Origin of the sequence: Binatus sp. (SeqCode) (assembly GCF_049584895.1) — a bacterium.
Classification (GTDB): domain Bacteria; phylum Desulfobacterota; class Binatia; order Binatales; family Binataceae; genus Binatus.
On record NZ_JBAUYR010000097.1, the window covers coordinates 1 to 18,391 of the forward strand.

The 18,391-nt window shown below is 58.5% G+C and carries 15 protein-coding genes, 1 tRNA gene and 2 pseudogenes; 11 read left to right on the forward strand and 7 right to left on the reverse strand.

Annotation, left to right across the window (positions count from 1 at the left end):
• Positions 1–390: 390 nt before the first annotated feature.
• From istB to WB650_RS16615, 3 genes are all read right to left on the reverse strand, one after another.
• Positions 391–1,170 (reverse strand): IS21-like element helper ATPase IstB, encoded by a 780-nt coding sequence (gene istB, locus WB650_RS16605; RefSeq protein WP_423961261.1) that lies wholly within the window; start codon positions 1,168–1,170, stop codon positions 391–393.
• The gene (gene istA / locus WB650_RS16610; protein ID WP_423961263.1) at positions 1,167–2,669 is read right to left on the reverse strand and encodes an IS21 family transposase; all 1,503 of its coding nucleotides are present in this window, start codon (positions 2,667–2,669) and stop codon (positions 1,167–1,169) included. The genes istB and istA overlap by 4 nt, the downstream gene beginning before the upstream one ends.
• Positions 2,670–2,775: 106 nt before the next feature.
• Positions 2,776–5,595, reverse strand: coding sequence for a DEAD/DEAH box helicase (locus tag WB650_RS16615; protein ID WP_423961265.1), 2,820 nt, complete (start codon positions 5,593–5,595; stop codon positions 2,776–2,778).
• A gap of 460 nt (positions 5,596–6,055) precedes the next feature.
• Between WB650_RS16615 and WB650_RS16620 the strand changes: the two genes are divergently transcribed.
• The 3 genes from WB650_RS16620 to WB650_RS16630 all read left to right on the forward strand — a co-directional run bounded on the left by WB650_RS16620 (position 6,056) and on the right by WB650_RS16630 (position 7,633).
• Positions 6,056–6,265 carry a hypothetical protein gene (locus WB650_RS16620; RefSeq protein WP_423961266.1) on the forward strand — a complete coding sequence of 70 codons (210 nt, stop codon included), beginning with the start codon at positions 6,056–6,058 and terminating at the stop codon, positions 6,263–6,265.
• A gap of 36 nt (positions 6,266–6,301) precedes the next feature.
• A complete protein-coding gene (locus tag WB650_RS16625; RefSeq protein ID WP_422305078.1) occupies positions 6,302–6,685 on the forward strand; it encodes a single-stranded DNA-binding protein in 384 nt (127 codons plus the stop codon).
• A 75-nt stretch (positions 6,686–6,760) separates the two neighbouring features.
• Positions 6,761–7,633 carry an ArdC family protein gene (locus WB650_RS16630; RefSeq protein ID WP_422305080.1) on the forward strand — a complete coding sequence of 291 codons (873 nt, stop codon included), beginning with the start codon at positions 6,761–6,763 and terminating at the stop codon, positions 7,631–7,633.
• 250 nt (positions 7,634–7,883) lie between these two features.
• On the opposite strand, the pseudogene WB650_RS16635 reads toward WB650_RS16630, so the two are convergent.
• Both WB650_RS16635 and WB650_RS16640 read right to left on the reverse strand, forming a co-directional pair.
• Positions 7,884–8,598, reverse strand: a pseudogene (locus WB650_RS16635) (nucleotidyl transferase AbiEii/AbiGii toxin family protein); the annotation flags it as partial.
• Positions 8,585–9,424 (reverse strand): type IV toxin-antitoxin system AbiEi family antitoxin domain-containing protein, encoded by an 840-nt coding sequence (locus tag WB650_RS16640; protein WP_423961268.1) that lies wholly within the window; start codon positions 9,422–9,424, stop codon positions 8,585–8,587. The pseudogene WB650_RS16635 and the gene WB650_RS16640, both read right to left, overlap by 14 nt.
• A 415-nt stretch (positions 9,425–9,839) precedes the next feature.
• On the opposite strand from WB650_RS16640, the gene WB650_RS16645 reads away from it, so the two are divergent.
• The 3 genes from WB650_RS16645 to WB650_RS16655 all read left to right on the forward strand — a co-directional run bounded on the left by WB650_RS16645 (position 9,840) and on the right by WB650_RS16655 (position 12,068).
• The gene (locus WB650_RS16645) at positions 9,840–10,067 is read left to right on the forward strand and encodes a helix-turn-helix domain-containing protein (RefSeq protein WP_423961314.1); all 228 of its coding nucleotides are present in this window, start codon (positions 9,840–9,842) and stop codon (positions 10,065–10,067) included.
• A gap of 659 nt (positions 10,068–10,726) precedes the next feature.
• Entirely contained in the window at positions 10,727–11,119 is a 393-nt protein-coding gene (locus WB650_RS16650) for a hypothetical protein (RefSeq protein ID WP_422303282.1), read from the forward strand.
• A gap of 292 nt (positions 11,120–11,411) precedes the next feature.
• On the forward strand, positions 11,412–12,068 hold the full coding sequence (locus WB650_RS16655; RefSeq protein ID WP_422303281.1) for a zeta toxin family protein: 657 nt from the start codon (positions 11,412–11,414) through the stop codon (positions 12,066–12,068).
• 138 nt (positions 12,069–12,206) lie between these two features.
• Here WB650_RS16655 and WB650_RS16660 read toward each other — a convergent pair whose 3' ends face one another.
• On the reverse strand, positions 12,207–13,178 hold the full coding sequence (locus WB650_RS16660; RefSeq protein WP_423961270.1) for a sigma-54 interaction domain-containing protein: 972 nt from the start codon (positions 13,176–13,178) through the stop codon (positions 12,207–12,209).
• A 407-nt stretch (positions 13,179–13,585) separates the two neighbouring features.
• Here WB650_RS16660 and WB650_RS16665 point away from each other — a divergent pair, with 407 nt between their 5' ends.
• The 4 genes and pseudogenes from WB650_RS16665 to WB650_RS16680 all read left to right on the forward strand — a co-directional run.
• On the forward strand, positions 13,586–14,905 hold the full coding sequence (locus WB650_RS16665; protein ID WP_422301766.1) for a hypothetical protein: 1,320 nt from the start codon (positions 13,586–13,588) through the stop codon (positions 14,903–14,905).
• Positions 14,906–15,323: 418 nt separating this feature from the next.
• The gene (locus WB650_RS16670; protein ID WP_422301768.1) at positions 15,324–15,767 is read left to right on the forward strand and encodes a hypothetical protein; all 444 of its coding nucleotides are present in this window, start codon (positions 15,324–15,326) and stop codon (positions 15,765–15,767) included.
• A gap of 288 nt (positions 15,768–16,055) precedes the next feature.
• The gene (locus tag WB650_RS16675) at positions 16,056–16,280 is read left to right on the forward strand and encodes a hypothetical protein (protein ID WP_422301770.1); all 225 of its coding nucleotides are present in this window, start codon (positions 16,056–16,058) and stop codon (positions 16,278–16,280) included.
• A pseudogene (locus WB650_RS16680) lies at positions 16,267–17,325 on the forward strand (Arm DNA-binding domain-containing protein); the annotation flags it as partial. The gene WB650_RS16675 and the pseudogene WB650_RS16680, both read left to right, overlap by 14 nt.
• 227 nt (positions 17,326–17,552) lie before the next feature.
• On the opposite strand, the gene WB650_RS16685 reads toward WB650_RS16680, so the two are convergent.
• Positions 17,553–17,627, reverse strand: a tRNA-Gly gene (locus tag WB650_RS16685).
• Positions 17,628–17,760: 133 nt separating this feature from the next.
• On the opposite strand from WB650_RS16685, the gene WB650_RS16690 reads away from it, so the two are divergent.
• Positions 17,761–18,384: a hypothetical protein gene (locus WB650_RS16690; RefSeq protein WP_422301982.1), complete on the forward strand. Its 624-nt coding sequence runs from the start codon at positions 17,761–17,763 to the stop codon at positions 18,382–18,384.
• Positions 18,385–18,391: the final 7 nt, after the last annotated feature.

Genomic DNA, 18,391 nt, shown 5'->3' on the forward strand with positions numbered 1-18,391 from the left:
GGAGGGGACTGAAACTTGGCGACATTAGTTCAACCTCGATGCTCGCTGCCGCGCGCTTCAAACCGATCCCCGATGAGGAGGGGACTGAAACGCCGGTTCGCGGGGTTCGTTCACGTTAAACTCCAATCACGAGCTTCAAACCGATCCCCGATGAGGAGGGGACTGAAACTCGACGCTATTCCATGCGCCAATCGCCCACAGCGGAGTGCTTCAAACCGATCCCCGATGAGGAGGGGTGTCAACGCCGGAGCAAAAGTACATCAGCAGGCCGGAGTAAAAGTGCATCAGTCTGGGGTGGGTTTGAGTTCCGGCAGGAGGAGCGCGAGGGGGATTTTCCCCCTCGCCAGTTCGAGGAACTCTTAGGCGGTCGAGCGACTATCTAGGCAGGCCCTATCCGGGTTCGGTCGGTTGAGGATCGTCTGCGATATGCTGTCTGCTGTGTTTGAGCCTAAAGCTGTCACCGTTCATCTCTAGGATGTGGACGTGATGGGTGAGGCGATCGAGCAGCGCGCCAGTGAGCCGGTCGGAACCGAACACGCCGGTCCACTCATCGAAGGGCAGGTTGCTGGTGACGATGATCGAGCCGCGCTCGTAGCGCTGGCTGAAGACCTCGAACAGCAGCTCAGCGCCGGTCTGAGAGAGAGGCACGTAGCCCAGCTCGTCGACGATCAGCAGTTTTAGGCCGGCGAGCTGGCGTTGCAGACGCTGCAGACGCTTTTCGTCTCTCGCTTCGTGCAGTTCATTGACCAGTGCTGCGGCGGTGGTGAAGCCGACCGCGAGGCCCTTCTGGCAAGCGGCCAGTCCGAGTCCCAGCGCGATGTGAGTCTTGCCGGTGCCGCTGTTACCGAGCGCGATGACGTTCTCGCGGCGGGATACATACTCAGAGCGGGCCAGTTCCAGCACCAAGGTCTTGTTGAGCGATGGGATGGCGGTGAAGTCGAAGCTGTCGAGGCTCTTCACTGCCGGGAACCTGGCCTCCTTGATCCGGCGCTCGACGGTCCGTCGTTCCCGGTCGATCATCTCAAGCTCGGCCAGCCGCAACAGGTAGCGCGAGTGATCGACGCCTTCGGCGGCGCACTGGCGCGCCAGCTTGTCGTACTCGCGCAGGAAGGTCGGGAGCCTCAGCGCCTTGAGGTGATGAGCGAGGAGAACCTGTGGTGTATCGCTCATGACGCTACCCCTCCCGCGAGCAAGCTCAGGTAGGACGAGGCCGAGGTGGTCGCCACCGTGGCGCGCGGCAGATAGGGATAGATCTTAAGGTCCAGCCGCGGTGGTCGCCGTTCGATCCGGCACAGCACCAGATGCTTGACCGCATCGAAGCTTAACACTCCGCGCGCGATCGCTTCTCTCACCGCGGCCGATACATCATCGGTGCGGAACACCTCCAGCAGACGCAGCACCTGCACGAACTCGCGCTTGCCCGGCTTGCCCAGGCGGGCCTCGAGAAGACGGCGCAGGGTCGCGAACTCGTCAGGCAGGGTCCAGCCGACCAGCGGAGCAGCTTGATCGAGCGCGCCGATCTTCCGTTCCAGCAGCGCCAGGTAGTGCAGCGGATCAAAGATGAAGTCCTCGCGCTCGTAAGAACGCATATGACGCGCGATCTCTTCCGCCGCGCAGGCGATCACTACCTCGTGGATGTAACCGCGGACCAGCACTTCGCGGTGCCCGTAGGCAGTCGGCACCGAGTAGTCGTTGCCCCGGTAGCGCACCAGCGAGAGCGAGCTGACCCGGACTGCTCTCTTCTCGCAGGCTTCATAGGGAGTGGCCGGCAACGGCAGGAAGGCAGCGCGGTCGCGTACCAGCCGCTCGCCGATGGTCTCATCATGGCCACGCAGGCGGTCGTTCAATCGGCGCCGGCAGCACTCCAGCAGCCGAGAGTTCAACTCCGTGAAGCTAGCCGCGTGCGGAATGGGCACCATGAAGTTGCGCCGCGCGTAGCCCACCAACCCTTCGACCTTGCCCTTGTCGTTGCCCTTCCCGGGTCGCCCGAAGCGATCGGCGAACAGGTAGTGGGACTGCAGCTCGCTGAAGACCCGGGTCCTTAGCCGCCGGCCGTCTCCCAGGATGCGCGCCACCGCCAGCTTGAGGTTGTCGTACAGGATCGAGCGTGGCACACCACCGAAGAACTCGAAGCCGACGCGATGCCCGTCACAGAAGGCTTCGCTGCTCTCCGATGGATAGGCTTGCACCAGGCCGCCGTCGCTGTGCGGCAGATCCATCGCGAAGAAGTGGATCTTCCGCTCCACTCCGGCGATCACTGCCAGCGCTTCGCCGAAGTCAACCTGTGCGTGTCCCGGTTCGTGGCGCAACGGCACGAACATCTCGCGCGACCGCTGGCGCCGCTCGTGCACGTAGTCCTTTACGACGGTGATCCCGCCGGCGTAGCCGTGCTCGTCCCGCAGCCGCTCGAAAATCCGCTTCGAGGTATGCTGCTGCTTGGCCGGCTGTCCCTTATCTTCCTCCAGGATCCGATCGATGATCGCGACGAACGGATCCAGCTTCGGCCGCGCCGGCGGCCGGCCCCGCCGGTATCCCGGCGGCACTGAGAACAAAAGCATCTTCGCCACCGTCCGTGGGTCGATCCCGAATCGCCGCGCGGCTTCGCGCCGGCTCAGTCCTTCAACATAAACCGCTCGACGCACCTGCCCATACAGTTCCACGCCTTTCATCCCTCCGCCTTCAACCCTCCAGGCTGAAGGCTATCTCGTGCTGGAGTTTTACTCCGGCGCGGTCGGTCTATCCGGCCGCTTCACTGAGGGATTTTCTCTCCGGCGCTTACAGATTGCCCGCCGCACCTTCGACTCCGCGCTGAGCATCTTCGGCCAGACGGCCAATCAACTGGTCCTCGCGATTGAGGAGTTCGGTCAGGGACAACTCGACGTGCTGAGAAATACGTTCGACTTCGGCGGCGCGCTCGCCACGGACCTCATTCAAAAAAGCGGTGAGCGCGTTTTCATTCAGCCACGCACGAGGCTCCGGCTCATGCGCGACGGCGGGCAAGCTCGCGGGTGCAGGCGCGGGACTCATGTTGCCGAGCACGCTCTGATCACGAAGCTTAATAGTGCCGTCATCGCGAATCTCGACCGCGAACATCCTTTCGTGAATCACGTCGCCCAGCCCATCGACGACACGCGCCCGGAAGAAATCCACTCTCACTGGCGCATCTACGGCGAGCGAGTACAGGCACGCACCATCGGCGAAAGATTCACGAGCCCTATCGAGGACGTGACGCCGAAGCGCCTCGAACATCGAGTGTCCCGGCGTTACCCATTCAAAGTTGTTCTTTTCGGCCGTCTCCCGATCGGTCGAGAATCGAGGATACCGAGCGGCCAGCGCAGGCATTTTCCAATCGGGCTGGGTTTCATAACGACGCAGCGCCTGTGGAGTCGCCGCGGGATCGAACGTATGCGGCAGCGAGGGCACGGGTTTAAGAGTGAACGGCACGTAAGGAGCGCCCTGACTCACGAAGCGAGCGATCGTCTCGGGAACGAGCCGATGCTCCTGCGCACGCGCGCGCCGCTCGACGAGCATTTGCAGATTCAGTTTTTTCGAGGCGAGACCCTCCAGCGCGTTCTGGCAGATTGCGCGGAAGCGATCCTCGCTTACATCGCGCAGAAGGCGATCTTCCAGATCCGCCTCGCCGAGGTTGCCGGCATAGTAGTCGCGCAGGATGCGTTCCATTTGAGCCGCTGGAAGAATTTCTCCCACAACATTGAAAACCGTGTCGTCCTCAAGCGCCTTGCGAATCTCGTTGAGCTTTTCAAGCAAGCGGTCGAGGATGTGTCCCTCGACCGTGTTGGTCGCGACAAAATTGAAAATCAGGCAGTCACGCGTCTGCCCGTAGCGATGGATACGGCCCATCCGCTGTTCGAGCCGGTTCGGATTCCACGGAATGTCGTAATTGAACATGATGTGGCAGCACTGAAGATTGATTCCTTCGCCGGCCGCTTCTGTAGCCACCAGCACCTGGATCGCGCCCTCCCGAAACTGCTGTTCTGCGTGGAGCCTGCTGCCCTTCACATCGCGTGAGCCGATTTGCATCCCGCCGTGGATGAAGCCGACCTTGAAACCCCAGTTCGCGAGCTTGAGGACAAGGTAGTCGAGCGTGTCCTTGAATTCGGTGAAAATCAGAAGCCGCTCACTCGAATCGTCGAAGAATCCTTGCTCCTTAAGGACCTCCTTGAGCTTCGCGAGCTTGGCCTCGCCTTCGGCGTCTTCCAGAGCGCCCGCACGCTTCGCGAGTTCCTCGAGATCTGCGATCTCTTCGCGGACCAGCGTAGGGTTTTGTGCAAGTGTGACTGCTTCCAGCACGCGCTCGATGCGATCGCGCTCGGCCTCTTCCATCTCCTCCATATCTTCTGCGTCCGGCAAATCGGAAGCGGTCAGCGCAATGTCCTGCGCGCGCTTCAATCCTTCCGCTAGACGTCGCGCTCGATTTTCCAGCGAGTGCCGAAGAGCATGTGCGCTCGAAGCGAGTCGGCGCTGATAAAGAGCCATCAAGAAGCCAACGGCGCGAGCCCGCGGATCATCACCTTTCGCTGCAGCCCGAGACGATTGAGATTTCACGAAGGAGGTGACATCGCGGTACAAATCGAACTCGTCGCCATCGATGGTGAAATCTGCGGTCCGAGGATCGCGCTTGGTGAAAAGCTTTCGTGCGACCCAACTGCCGTCGGCCTGTCGCTCGGGAAAATAGACCATCGCCTCCTTGGTGCGCCGAAGATAAAAAGGCGCCACGCGTCGCGTGATGGCCTCACGAATCGACTTCACGTCTGCATAGGCATCCTGATCGAGTAGCTGAAGAAAGAGACTGAAGTTCTCCGGATCGCCCTTGTGCGGAGTCGCTGTCAACATCAGGAAATGGTCGGAGTGATCTCGCAAAAGCTCGCCGAGTGCGTAGCGCGCTGTCTTCCGAGCCGGTGGAGACCACGACATTCGGTGCGCTTCGTCGACGATGACCAGATCCCATTGGACCTGCCGCAAACCAGGCAGAATTGTCTCCCGCTTCGCGAGATCGAGTGACGTGATGATCTGGCGGTTTTCGAGCCACTGGTTAATACCGAACTGCTCGCGAATATCACCGCCCTTCAGAACGATAAACTTTTCGTCAAACTTCTCCTTGAGTTCGCGCTGCCATTGGAACGTGAGGTTTGCCGGGCACAGCACGAGAACCCGCTCTACCAGCCCGCGAAGCTTCAGCTCCCTGACGAGGAGACCCGCCATGATTGTTTTGCCCGCACCCGCATCGTCGGCCAAGAGAAATCGCACCCGCGCCAACTTGAGCAGGTAGTCGTAAACAGCTTCGAGTTGATGAGGAAGCGGATCTACACGGGAAATCGATAGACCGAAGTACGGGTCGAACTCGTAGGCGATACCGAGCATGTACGCTTGGAGTCCGAGCCGCAGGAGTTCAGAATCGCCTGCGTAAGAGCAATTCGTCTCCTGGATCGTCAACTTTTGGAGATCAGCCGCCGTCAGCGTTACGTTCCGAAAACGCTCGGACTGAACCCCTACTAGCCCGACGCTCCAAGTGTCGCCATTTACTGGCCTGACGGTTTCGACCCGCATCGGTTCGTTGAAAAGCGAACCGACCAAGACTTGGCCTTCCTGCACCGATTGATTGCCCACGACTCCCCCGAACGAGCATCATCAGACTACGACGCTCCACCCGTTCTTACAACGCGGGCACCTTCGCTCCGGCCCCTCTCGCACCCTTCAAACCCACGTCTCAAGAGGCGGCCCTGCGCTGTGAGCCGCCCCGCGAGCAGCTCCGTAAACTCCGCGTCACGCCCTTCCCCTTACCCCTTTGCCCATGCGGCTCCGCTTCGCGCCGCTCTAAGTGGTGGCGTTCGCTGCGCTAGCACGACGCGCCAGCCCTGACGGGCCGCTTTCGCTCTGGCACGTCCTGCCGCCCGCTCCGCTCGCGCATCTAGAAATCTGCGCAGGGACCTCCAGTTCCGGTGAGAGGTCCCCGCGAAAATGTTGCGCGGGAATGAAGGCAAAACGCAGCATGCCCTGCCCGATGACGGGAAGCGGGCGAAAGGAGAACACAACGATGCGACGCAGGTTCAAATGCGATCCCAAGTGGATCACCGTCCGGTATCCGGCTAGGTGCGCCGAGCCGAATTGCCAAGCACCAATCAATGCTGGCGACCGCGCCTTCTATTACCCGAGCGATCGAGCCCTCTACGGCTCCGGTTGCGGTCATGGGGAAAAGGCCGAACGCGATTTCGCCGCGCACCAAATCGACGAAGACGGCTATTGAGCGAAACCCAAGGAACAAAGAACGGAGGTTCTAATCATGTCAGTCAACAAAGTGATCGTAATCGGAAATCTTGGCGCTAACCCCCAGGTTCGGACTCTGCCGAACTCCGGTCAAAACGTGGCGAATTTCTCGCTGGCGACGACCGCGCGTTTCAAGGATCGCAACGGCGACCAGCAGAAGCGGACCGAATGGCATCGCGTGGTTGCCTTCGGGAAACTCGCGGACACCTGCCAGCAGTTTCTAGCCAAAGGCCGCCAGGTCTACGTCGAGGGACGGCTGACGACCCGCCAGTACGAGGCGAAGGACGGGAGCGGCACGCGCTATCGGACGGAGATCGTGGCGCTGCAAATGCGCTTGCTCGGGAATCGCGCGAACGGCAACGCGTCCAAGGCGCAAGCGTCCGACGATATCCCCTTCTAAGGCTCATCAATCAGGAGAGAGCCGCGCAAGCGGCTCCCTCCTCAAATCAACAATTTCATTTTGGAGATTACGACAATGGATGTGTATGCGATTGTCACCGAAAAGATCATCAATCTACTTGAACAAGGCGTGGCGCCGTGGCGCAGACCGTGGACCACGACCGGATTGCCGCGCAATCTTGTGAGCAAGAAACCGTATCGTGGCGTCAACGTTTTCCTACTTTCTGCGTCGAAGTACGTTTCGCCGTTTTGGTTGACCATCCGCCAAGCGAACGAACTCGGCGGCCATGTCCGCAAAGGCGAGGAATCTACCGCCGTGGTGTTTTGGAAAGTCGAAGACTTGAAGCAGCGTACGGACGACCTCGCCGACGGCGAATCCGAGGCGAACACGCGCCGGCGTTTTCTCCTCAGATTTTATCGGGTTTGGAACCTCGAACAATGCGAGCTGCCGCAATCCGTCATCGACAAGCTTCCGAAGATCGAAACGCACGAGCACGATCCGATCGAAGCGGCCGAGCGAATCATCGCCGGAATGCCCAACCCGCCGGAAATTCAGTACGCAGGTTCAAAAGCGTTCTACAGCTCGATCACCGATCGAATCACTCTGCCGCCGCGCAGTCTCTTCGAGTCCGTCGAAGAATTTTATGCAACCCTCGATCACGAAATCATCCATGCGTGTGGTTCGCCGAAACGATTGAATCGCGAATCTGTCGCCGAGGCGGCCCCGTTTGGCTCGCCAACATACTCGCGCGAGGAAATGGTCGCGGAGCTTGGAGCGGCATTTCTTTGCGCGGAAGCTGGAATCTCAAACGCCGTCCTCCCGAATCAGGCCGCCTATGTCTCCGGCTGGCTGAAGAAACTTCGCGACGATCGCAGGCTTCTGATTCATGCTGCCGCCCAGGCACAGCGCGCGGCGGATTATATCCTCAACCGCACTTGCCAAGAGTAGGCTGCGCGCGGCGCGCCCGCGCGTTGCGCGGGCGCGCCGTTATTTCCCATCACCCGTCCGAGTGAAAAAGCACATCTTCGAGTCGTGACACCAACTCCGCACGTTTCCTCTTGGTCAATCCGCCGAGATTTTTTTCCCGCCACTTGACCGCAGGAAGGCCGGCCGCTTCTGGAAGGCCAAGCAGGGACCAGCCCGGTTCTCCCTTCTCGAACGAAATCAAAAAACGACGATGCTCCTCGGGCATCCGTCCGACAACCAGCTCGATCATCTCCTTCTGGGCGTCAACCAGCTCGCGTAGCAACACCCGCTCGGCCGTCATCCCTTCGAACCCGTGGTTGAATTCTTTGCTGATGTCTCGCCGGGTTCCTGCCAATACCTCGAACATCGGCCGGTCGTGACTAACGAGATAGACGACATAGGCGCGTCGCAACGAATCGTCTATGCCCTCGTTTTGCAGAAGATGGTGCACATCAAAGATGTCGCGAGGATGCTGGCGGTCGAAAGCCGCCACGATTTTTCCGCCATAGATGTCGGCGAACGAAACGACGCGCGTTTCTGCAAACCCGAAAGCCTCTTCAACGCTTGAAGAAACGGCGCGGAGTTCGGCCTGGTAGACGGAGCCACGCAGAACCGGCGTCACTTCGATCTTTATCAGCACGCCTTCGGCGCGCACCAGTAGTTTTGTCGCGATGCCTTCCGGGCGGAGCAGCTCGTGCGTCGTTCGCGACCCGCGGATCCTCTTCTTTATCCCTTGCTCGATCCGCCTCATAGCGGCGTCGATAGCAGCGAGAGATTTGAACGGGCAAATACGTCAGATCGATATCGACCGACAGACGCGGCATGTCGCGAATGAACAGATTGATGCCCGTGCCTCCCTTGAGCGCGAAGCAGTCTTCGCGCGCAACTTCGGGCAGGGCTCGCACGACGAGCGCGGCCTGCTTGCGATAGACTTCACTGAACGGCATCGAGGTTTCGGGGCACCGTTATCTGATACGCAAGATCTAGCTTGCCACCCTTCGCAAGCATGCGCTTGCCTTTGCCGAGGTCAACTGCGGCCCGATCGATCCGTTTCAACCACGCGTGCTGATGACGGTCGGCGAAGAAGAAGAAAAGCCTTTTCACCTTTATGCTTTGACAGCGAGCCAGCAGCTTTTGGAGCTGCTGCGGACGCATATTCGAGAGCCCCTCCATCAGCTTGTCCGCGTGTTCAAAACTTTCTCGCCCCGGCAACTCATCGAGCAACTCAAGAATCGCCCGCTCGGGCGCCGACAGCGCGAGGCCCAAATCCCACTCCCCCCAAGGCTGGACGAGAAAGCCAGCGTCCGCCCCTCGGCTCGGTTGCGCCTTAACGCCCTTGATCAAGTTCGTGAACGACCTTTGATCCGCTTCGGCCGAGAAAAGCCTGCCGCTGTAGCGATAGATGAAACGGACCTTGCCCGGCAGCCTGTTGAGCCAATTTGGCGGCGGTTCCGGTCCGTAGAGGTACACCTCTTTCATCGTTGGCCGAAGGTAGTGCGCATACCCCTGTACTTCGAGCGAGGTACGTCCGCCAACCACCAGAGGTTCTTTCAGAATCGTCTGAAGCGAGATCACGATTTGCCGCCAGGTTAAGGAGCCGCGGGGCCGCTGATAGACGCCGCGTGTCGGTTGCCGCAGCCAGCCGCTCCGCACGTAATGGCTGACGAGCTGACGGGAATAGCCGTGCCGTATGAGCCAGGACGAAGTAACGACCAGCCCCTCGGGGAGCTGCTTCTGGAGTAGGTTTAAGTGTTGGGCTCGCTGTCCAGCCACATTTGATATATTAGCATAAGATCAAACCAACCGTCTAGTTTGGAACTTAGCCATATTATCCAATCACATTTGATAAATAAGACGTATCTCAAACCCCTGGAGGAGCAACAACTTTCTATGGAACCAGCCTAAGTATCCACCGCGAAGCCAAAACGGCCCTACGAATGTAAGCCCCACTGAGAGGCAACTGCCGCAGCGGAATTCGCCGAAAACAACAAGAGCGCGAAGTAGAAACAACTGCGAAAACACGAGAGGTACCGCTATCCCCATGCCACAAACGCCTGTGACCATTGATGATCTGCTCGCCGATCCTTCACGCTCCGTTGGGCTAACGCGCGGAGCCATCCAGCAACTCTACATCCAGCTCGCATCACGCATCGGCACGCTCAAAGCTCTTGAAAGTGTCTTGCTATCGATGCTCCTACGCCAACCGACCGACAGTGACCCCGCCTCTCAACCTTCCGGTCAATTGCTGACCGCCCCTGAGATGGCGAAAATCTTAAACGTTCCCGAGTCATGGGTAAGAGAACAAGCTAGGCTCGGCGAATTGCCCTCCGTAAAGTTAGGCCACTATGTCCGCTTCCGGTCGGATGAGGTGAAGGCTCTGTTCACCCGGAGCCCATCAGGAAGGCCTGCTCGATAGCGGCACACAGCCGCCCGCAATGCGTCGGGCCTTTCCAGCGGGCGCAGTCCTGAGGCCGTGCAGACACAATCTAAGGACGCCGAATTTCAGAATACCCAGACTCGCGTGCGCATGGATCACAAAGGGTTTTATACCAGCGTCCCTTTTCTCGGAGCTTCGCGGGCCCGCCGCAAAGTTCACAGATTCTCGCGCTCTGTTTTTCAGCTTCGTCGATTAGCCTTGAAAACTCGTCCGTCGCAGGCATCGCATAGAACCGCAGCGTTCCGAACTTCTCCTTGACTTGAAGTGCACGCGGCCAATCTGTTGAATCCGGCGCAGCGCCACAACGGCGTGCGCTGCGCTCCAGTTTTTCCGATAGTCGAAAGATGAGATTGAACCAACCGTCCCTGCATTCGAAGAAGAATCGCGGAGCGCTGTCGGTGGCCCTCGGGCGGTCGGCTCCACAGTATAGCACCGGAAACGATTCGACCAGAGCTTTCGTGTTTTGAGCGTTCATTCGTCCGACTCGCCGACCGTATTTTTCCACGCCTCGCGGGTGGACTCCACGATAATTTCTCATGCTTTCAAGATGCTGTCTATATGCGTTTGACCTGCTAAGTCTGTGACGATAAGCTGACCTTAGAAAGAGAGGCAACCGCCAAACTTCCGGAGGCCGACCGATGGTCAGATCGCACACACAAGCCGCGACCGCGTTCCACGAAGCGCGAATCTTGAGAGATGCAACAGACGAGAACGGGCGATACGAAGCTGCGAAGATCGCACATCTGCTCGACTGGACCGTAAGCGACATCGCGCGTTATCTGGATAGGGACGCCTCAACAATTTCCCGCTTTGGCGCATCGCCGGTGCACCAGGAAAAGCTCGCCGCCCTCGCTTCGTTGACGCAAGAGGTCTTCGAGATAATGCGTGAGGATCTGCGGGGAACTCGGGCGTGGTTTCGGACCCCGATCAGAGCGCTAGACGGCAAGTCCCCCCAGCAACTAATCCTGAGCGGTTACTTCCGTAGAGTCTTCGGTCTTATCGAAGAATCCCGAAGCGGCTTGGCCTTCTAGGGGGCCCTGTTCAACCCCTCGCAATTGAGATAACCTTACAGACACGATGAGTTCTTTCTACACAAGGGAATCTCGATCACACCCGCAGGCCGAAACGGAAGAGCGCCGGGCTGAGGACGGGCGTACGTTCGCCACGTTGTTCTCACATTCCGGTGCTCTTTGGTTTACGGAAATTGCCAATCGTGCGATCCAGGGCGCCAAAGCGCGTCTCCGAGCGTTCGGCATAGATCCCGAGGATCCTTCCTCAGAAGACGAGGATCCGAGATACCGTCTGAGCTAGCGTCTTTCTCTCTTGGCTTGGTTCCTCCTCATTGCCGGTCCAAATGGTGCTGGTAAAACCACTTTCACGGGCTCGCCGGATTTCCAGAACGCCCTCAAGCTTTTCCCGGGTGGCCCAGTACGGCTGCTGAATCCTGATGATGCTGCTAGGGCCTACTACTCTGGCAACCCTGGTGTCACACGGGATGCGGCCGACTACTGGGCTGCGAAAGAGATTCCTTCGCAGGTCGTCAAATGCATCGATGCTGGAGAAAACGTAGCCGTCGAAACAGTCCTTAGCAGCGACAAATACGAACCCATAATCCAACATGCGCAGCGGCAAGGATACCAAGTTGGAATCATTTATCTGGCGCTGGAGAGCGCGAAGGTTTCAAAAGAGCGCGTAGCAAAGCGCGTAGCCAGCGGAGGCCATCCGGTGCCGCAAACAAAAATCGCGGATCGTTGGGAACGGTCTCTCGATCGGCTGGTCAAATTCGTCCCGCTAGTGGATGGCCTTCTCCTGTTTCTGAGTACTTCGGGAGGCGTCGATCTCCTTTCAGAAAAACATCAAGGGCAGGTCATTTGGTATGGCGGAGCAAAATTCCCGGACCTGAAGGCACGCCTTGGAGCGAAAGATTTTCCTCAATCCGGTCCGAAAACCGGAGGCATGCCATTTCCGCACAAACCCTGATCCTCAGACAACCGGTGGAGATTTCCTCGGATCAATCTGCGGACCATCCGAGCATTTGTATCAAAGCGTGATCCGCAGTCGCTCCGGGAAACCTCTCGCGATGCCATATGCTGCCGTCTTCCACGCGGCCGATGCTGCTCAGGTTCTCGGATTCCGATCGTTAGATCGGCTGGACCTTCGCTCTCGTGGCTGGAATCCGTTTTTGTGCAGCATGACGTAGAGTGAGCGCCTCGAAACTCCAAGAATGTCCGCAGCGCGACTGCGGTTGTTACCCGTCGCCTCCAACGTCCTCCGGATGAGTTCGTGCTCTACCGCTTCCAGCGTCGATCCAACGCGGACGACAAACTCAGCTTCGCTGTGCCTGACCTCGTAAAATTCCTCGGGAAGATCGTGGAGCGCTATCCGGCCTTGCTCTCGCGTGACTACGGCCCGCTCGATCGCGTTCCGAAGCTCCCGCACGTTGCCCGGCCAATCGTACGCCCTGAACGCGGCCAGAGATTCGGCGTCGAGGCCGTCAACATCCTTTCCGTGCTCCTGATTGAGTTCCTCAACGAAGTGGGCAACAAGCAAATCGAGGTCCTCAAGTCGCTCGCGCAACGGAGGGATCGTGATCTTGAGAACGTTAAGGCGGTAGTACAAGTCCTCCCGCAGTTTCCTGCTTTCGAGAGCTTCGTGAAGCGGGCGGTTAGTGGCGGCGATCACACGAACGTTAACCTGGATGCTTTCTTCGCCGCCAACCCTTCTGATCTTGTGGTCTTCGAGAACGCGAAGAAGTTTCGGCTGAAGCTCCGGCTTCATCTCGGTTATTTCGTCCAAGAAGACGGTCCCGCCATTGGCCTGCTCGAAGATCCCGAGCCGCCGGGCGGATGCGCTCGTGAACGCACCGCGTTCGTGCCCGAACAGCTCACTCTCGATTAGATCGCCAGGAATCGCGGCGCAGTTTACCGCAAGAAATCGTCCGCTCCGCTTCGAGCGAGCATGAATCTCGTTCGAGGCGACATCCTTGCCGACGCCGCTCTCGCCAATGATTAGAACTGTAGATCCTGATCGAGCAGCCTTGTCGATCAGCTCCTGCACGCGGAGAATCGCTTGCGATCCGCCAACAAACATTGGACGCAAGCATCAGAGTCTCTCCGCTACCGCGTCCACCACCACCTCAGGTCGAGTACCTCTAACGCCCTCTCACTACTCCAATAACGCCCTAAACTGCGGACGGCACCAAGGGTCCACGTCGGAAGCTGAACCCGAAGTTTAAACCTGTGAACCGGTAGTTCCGCCCGTTTCGCAGCCGTGAACTCCTGAACGCCGCACGACGGTCTGCGCTGTTAAAGGATGCACATCGTGTTACGATTTGTCTACCCAGAAAATGTTTCTCTCAGGCTTCATCCCAAAGGCCCCATTTTCGAAATGGTGTCCAGCGGCCCAGCCCTCGCATTTCTGCCACGCTCATCCTGCGGCGAGCGTGTGTTTCCGCTATCTTGCGATCGAGGGCTGAGAACCAAGAAAAGGGGAACTTTTTGCGCGGTCGTAACAATCCGCTCCGGAATGTCGCTGACGCTGAAATCAACGCGAAACTCGCTTCCGTCGTCGAATGGTTTGGCGAGAATTGGTTGGAGAAAGGCAGTAAGAACCCTGTGCAGAGAATCTGGCATCGACAGGATGGGCTCGCGACAGACGAGCTTGTGATTCTGGGAGACGCCCTCCAGAGGCTTGAATCAGAAAACGAGCGCTGGGTTCAGAAAACCGTTAACAAAATTAAGACGGCCGATGACAACAATCGAAGCGGTGCAGTTTTCGAACTGATCGGACTGAGCCTTTTCGAGGCTGGCGACCAGAAGGTCACTTGTGCGCGCGACAGCAATCCTGGTTACGACGGCGAGATAGTTTTTCAAGGCGGCCAACGACTACTGCTATCGCTCAAGAGTTATGGAGACTCCGTTCATGAGCGCGAGATAGTTCGGCAGTCTCGCTTGGTAGAGGCGACATTTGCTTCCGCGATGCAACGTACATCGCGGAATGGCCTCGGAATTCGAATTTTGGCAACGACTTTTCCATCTCAATCAGACTGGAACTCTTTGCGCTCGGCTATTTCCTCATTCACCGAAGCGCGCAGTGGCGCCAGCTCGGCCCCCTTTGCGATAAACAACATATGGGGGGCTATGATTCACCCACTAGCCGACTCCTTTTCACCATTGAGCGCGCAATATCTATCGTATGTGATGCTGGTGCTAGTGCCATTTCACAAAAATGAGCAGCAGAATCTGATTGCAAAAGTTGAAGCGGCGTGCGCGAACTTTGCGGCGCATCCGGGTCCGGGCTCCCCACAGGTCTGCCGCGCCGCATTCATCCGGTTGCCTCCGTCCGGATCCGTCGTCATTTGCCAAAAAACCGTACGCCAATACTTCTCGGACACTCCGGACAGTCCGATAGATGGAGTAATTCTCTATCAACCAACTGTATCTAGAGACTTGAAGACCAGCCAGTCTATCATCACTCACTACCTTGCATTTGCGGGAACCGTTAAGTTCGAGACTTGGTCCGCAACACTGCCGCACCCTATGAGCATCCGGACAATCGTCGGCGGCGTTTCGACGAAGCCTACGCAGATGATGCTGAATGATGGAACCATCTCTGTACCGATTGATGGCTGCTACGCATTTCAAAGCGGCAACGTGTATCGCGAGTTTCGGTTGAACGAGAAAGGCGAGTCCACAAGCGAACTCGGTAGTCCCGCGCCTGGAGTTCTGACGCATGCCGTACAGGAGTGTCTGCCCGGCCAGTGGTTACTTATCCAGGGCAAACTCCCAATCGACGAGCACTTCGAGGTGCTTGGATAGCCTGCGAACTTAGAGCGCCCCATTTGGGTTCAGTTTGAAGCTTCTGGAGAGAGCCGGTATCCGAACGACCGACGCGGCAGGCGCCGCGGCGGTAAGTTTTCACGAGTACGTCTCCGATCGTTCTGCGGCTCTACTCCTACGTGAGCAGCCCGAGATGTTGGAGATCGGCTCAGTCGTATGCCTCAAGATAGAGGATCGCTATCTGGCTGCGACAGCTGCGCATAACGTCCGGCATTTAGATCCCCCGCGGATAGAGATTGTGCCAGCTGGCGAACGGAACGCGGAAGCACTCCGTGTCTGCCGTATCGGATATCCAACCAACACTGAGGACGAAGATGTCGCGTGTCTCGAGCTGGATCCGCAACAGTGCGCGCGAGCCCAGCGGGTTCGATTCGTTCACCTAAATCAGATCGCGCCCTTGACGGAACAGTCAGAACCTCAAGTCTGTTTTCTTCAAGGGTATCCCGCGCAAAATATCGAAAAGCCGGCGCATGCCCAGCACCGCCCGCTCGCCGAGTCCGACGGCCTTTTAACGCTGGTCATTCCTCTTCCGATGCGTCCCGCCGCTCAGGATCCACGCGTAATTGGCATCGAGTATCCTCCTCACGACGACAGCCTTAAGAAAGCTGGACTGCCGCATCCCGCAGGTTTAAGCGGCGGCGCTGTGTGGCTGTTTCCGACATTTAGAGAGAACTTGGTCTGGTCTCCTGACAAGGCGAGACTCGTTGCGATCGAGCGAGGATGGTGGCGGGAAGAGAAAGAAGTCATAGCAACCCGCATCGAAGTATGGCTCCGCCTGGTAGCCACGCAGATTCCGAAGCTTCGCTCCACAATCGAGGCCAAGTTCGGCCCACTCGCGTAGAAGGCCCCTTTCACAGAGACTGATTTCGAGATCTGCGGAAACCGATGCGCGGAAATCCTGCATGCATCCTGACAACCGTGATTCGAGCCGACGCGCCCGGAAAATGCGGGAACTCGACGCGAAAGTGTGTGTGCGAAATCTGCACACTGCACACTTTTTGCTGTTGGTCCGTCGCCCCGCGAGCCGCGATCGTCCACATCCCCGAAGGTCCCTGACTTGCACCATACGCGAACCGGCAGAGGTGTGGCGGAGTGGAGGTGGACACACCAAATCAGGAGGACTCCGCAAATGCCTGACGCTCAAGTTTCCCCCAGCCCCGAGACGCGCGACTACCTCAATATCACAGAGACTGCAGATCGTTCGCGCTTGGCCGTGAAGACGCTCTATAATTGGATCAGCCTTGGCCGACTCGGACCCCGCGAAGGTGTCTGCCACGTCGGACGCAAGGTTGTGATTCATTGGCCAACGTTTGAGGCGGCGGTGATGAGGAGAGGCGAAAATGGCGCGGCTTGAAAGCGATCACGGAAGGCTGCTCGTTTCTTTCCAGTTCAACGGCGTTCGTTGCCGAGAGTATCTCGGTCTCGACGACACTCGCGACAATCGAAGAACGGGAGCGCGTACAGTCAACGAGATTGAGTGCGAGCTCAAGGCAGGCAAGTTCGACTACGCGGTCCGTTTCCCGGAAAGCCACAGGCTTGAGCGATTCGGGATGAAGCCGCAAGCACAGGCGCCAACGCCTATGCCCGTCGAAGAAAAGCCTGAGGTTCCGTCACTTGGCAAATTTGCCGAAGCGTGGCTCGAAGAGCGCCGCGCGATCCTAACGCTCGCAACCGCCTACGATTACGAGCGGCTGATCAAGGCTTTGCTTCTTCCATCGTCACTGGCGCAGAAGCGAATGGACGAGGTCAACGACGGCGACATCCATCTCTTCATGGGCGAGATGTCCCGCCGAAAGACTCGCAGCGGACAACCCGTCGGACCGCGCCGGATCAACATGATCATTGCGCGATTGCGAACGATCTTCGCGACGGCGAAGCGTCGCAAGCTGGTTCCCGAAGACCCGATGCTGTTCGTCCAGAATCTTCGCGAACCGAAAGCAGAGGTTGATCCGTTCGAGTTGGAAGAGGCGGAGCGGCTAATCAACAGCGCCACCGGCCAGGATCGCGCAATCATCACCGTGCTGATCTTCTGCGGGCTCAGACCAAACGAAGCTCTCGCGCTTCGTTGGCAAGATGTGGATTTCGGCCGGCGCATTCTGAAAATCCGTCGAACAATTCATCGCTTCGGCGGAATCGGATTGCCGAAGACGGCGTCGAGTGAGCGCGACGTTGACACGCTCGATCCAGTAATCGTGGAGCTCGAGGAGCAGCGAGCGCGCACGCAGATGCGCGGCGAGCTCGTTTTCCTGAACGATGTTGGCGGCCCGGTCGATCTCACGAACTTCAGAGATCGAAACTGGAAACGAATTCTGATCAGGGCGCGTCTGCGAGCCCGCACGATCTATCAATGCCGTCACACCTTCGCCGCACTACAACTTTCGCGCGGAGAAAATCCACAATATGTCGCGCATCAGATGGGCCACACCAATCTCGAAATGATCATCCGGCACTACGCGCGATGGTCGCGCAAGCCGGAGCGCGTTGGCACTCTAGCTCACCAGCTTTCCGCCAAGTTCCCGCAAATTTTGCCAGAAAAATGCCAGAAAATGGCTGCCGCGGACGCTCCCAGCGTCCGCGGCGCAAGCCGCCGATCGTCGCAAACCGCTGATACTACAAGGGGAAATCGTGGAGCGGGCGACCGGGGTCGAACCGGCGACGTCCAGCTTGGGAAGCTGGCATTCTACCACTGAATTACACCCGCTCTGGGCCGAGTCTAGGTACCGCCTTGCGAAGTGTCAATTGAGTCTTCGCCAACTTCGCCTGAATCAACCCTCCTGCGAATACAAGCACACCTCGGGATTGACTTCGTTGCCTCCGATCGAAAAGTCTCACGTATGAGCCATCGGTTTCCGGCCGTCGCCGCGAGTGCGTCTCGACCTTCGCTCCATCTAACTATTGTTTCGCTAATCGTCGGGGCGCTGACGCTGGCATCCGCCGGATGCTCTCTTTTTGGAGCGAAGTCGAATTCCGCAAACCCTCCGACCGAGCAGCAGTTGGAAAGTTACGCCACGCAGCAGACGGCCCTTCGAGATAACGCGAGCAATCCCGGCGGAGCCACACAGCAGAGTTGCGATCAGCTCGCCGCGGCCACGCCCGGCGTCGAGGAACTTCGGATCAACCAGGGCGCCGTCGAGAGCCGCCAATGGACGCTCATCGGAAATGGCTCGGAGCACCGCTGGGTTTTCGTAAAGGCTCCCGATGCCTCTGCCGGCGGCTGGGCGCCCAAGCCTGGCCTCGACAAGCTCGACTTCCAGCCGCCCGTTGATCCTGCGCTCGCATCGGGTTCCAGCCACTTCCTTGCCTACGCTCCAGTTCAGAGCCAGAGCCTCGCGGAGAGCGAAAAATCCGACGCCATCAGAGGGGTGTTCGGCGCGCCGCAAGGGGAGTTTACCTGGCGCGGACGAAAGTACAGTTACACTCTGACGCCCGAATTGCCCTGCTTTCCACAACTGCAATAAAAGTCGC

Coding starts and splice junctions, on each gene's coding strand:
- istB (WP_423961261.1), bottom strand. CDS start 1,170: ATGAGCGATACACCACAGGTTCTCCTCGCTCATCACCTCAAGGCGCTG.
- istA (WP_423961263.1), bottom strand. CDS start 2,669: ATGAAAGGCGTGGAACTGTATGGGCAGGTGCGTCGAGCGGTTTATGTT.
- WB650_RS16620 (WP_423961266.1), top strand. CDS start 6,056: ATGCGACGCAGGTTCAAATGCGATCCCAAGTGGATCACCGTCCGGTAT.
- WB650_RS16625 (WP_422305078.1), top strand. CDS start 6,302: ATGTCAGTCAACAAAGTGATCGTAATCGGAAATCTTGGCGCTAACCCC.
- WB650_RS16630 (WP_422305080.1), top strand. CDS start 6,761: ATGGATGTGTATGCGATTGTCACCGAAAAGATCATCAATCTACTTGAA.
- WB650_RS16645 (WP_423961314.1), top strand. CDS start 9,840: ATGCTCCTACGCCAACCGACCGACAGTGACCCCGCCTCTCAACCTTCC.
- WB650_RS16650 (WP_422303282.1), top strand. CDS start 10,727: ATGGTCAGATCGCACACACAAGCCGCGACCGCGTTCCACGAAGCGCGA.
- WB650_RS16660 (WP_423961270.1), bottom strand. CDS start 13,178: ATGTTTGTTGGCGGATCGCAAGCGATTCTCCGCGTGCAGGAGCTGATC.
- WB650_RS16675 (WP_422301770.1), top strand. CDS start 16,056: ATGCCTGACGCTCAAGTTTCCCCCAGCCCCGAGACGCGCGACTACCTC.
- WB650_RS16690 (WP_422301982.1), top strand. CDS start 17,761: ATGAGCCATCGGTTTCCGGCCGTCGCCGCGAGTGCGTCTCGACCTTCG.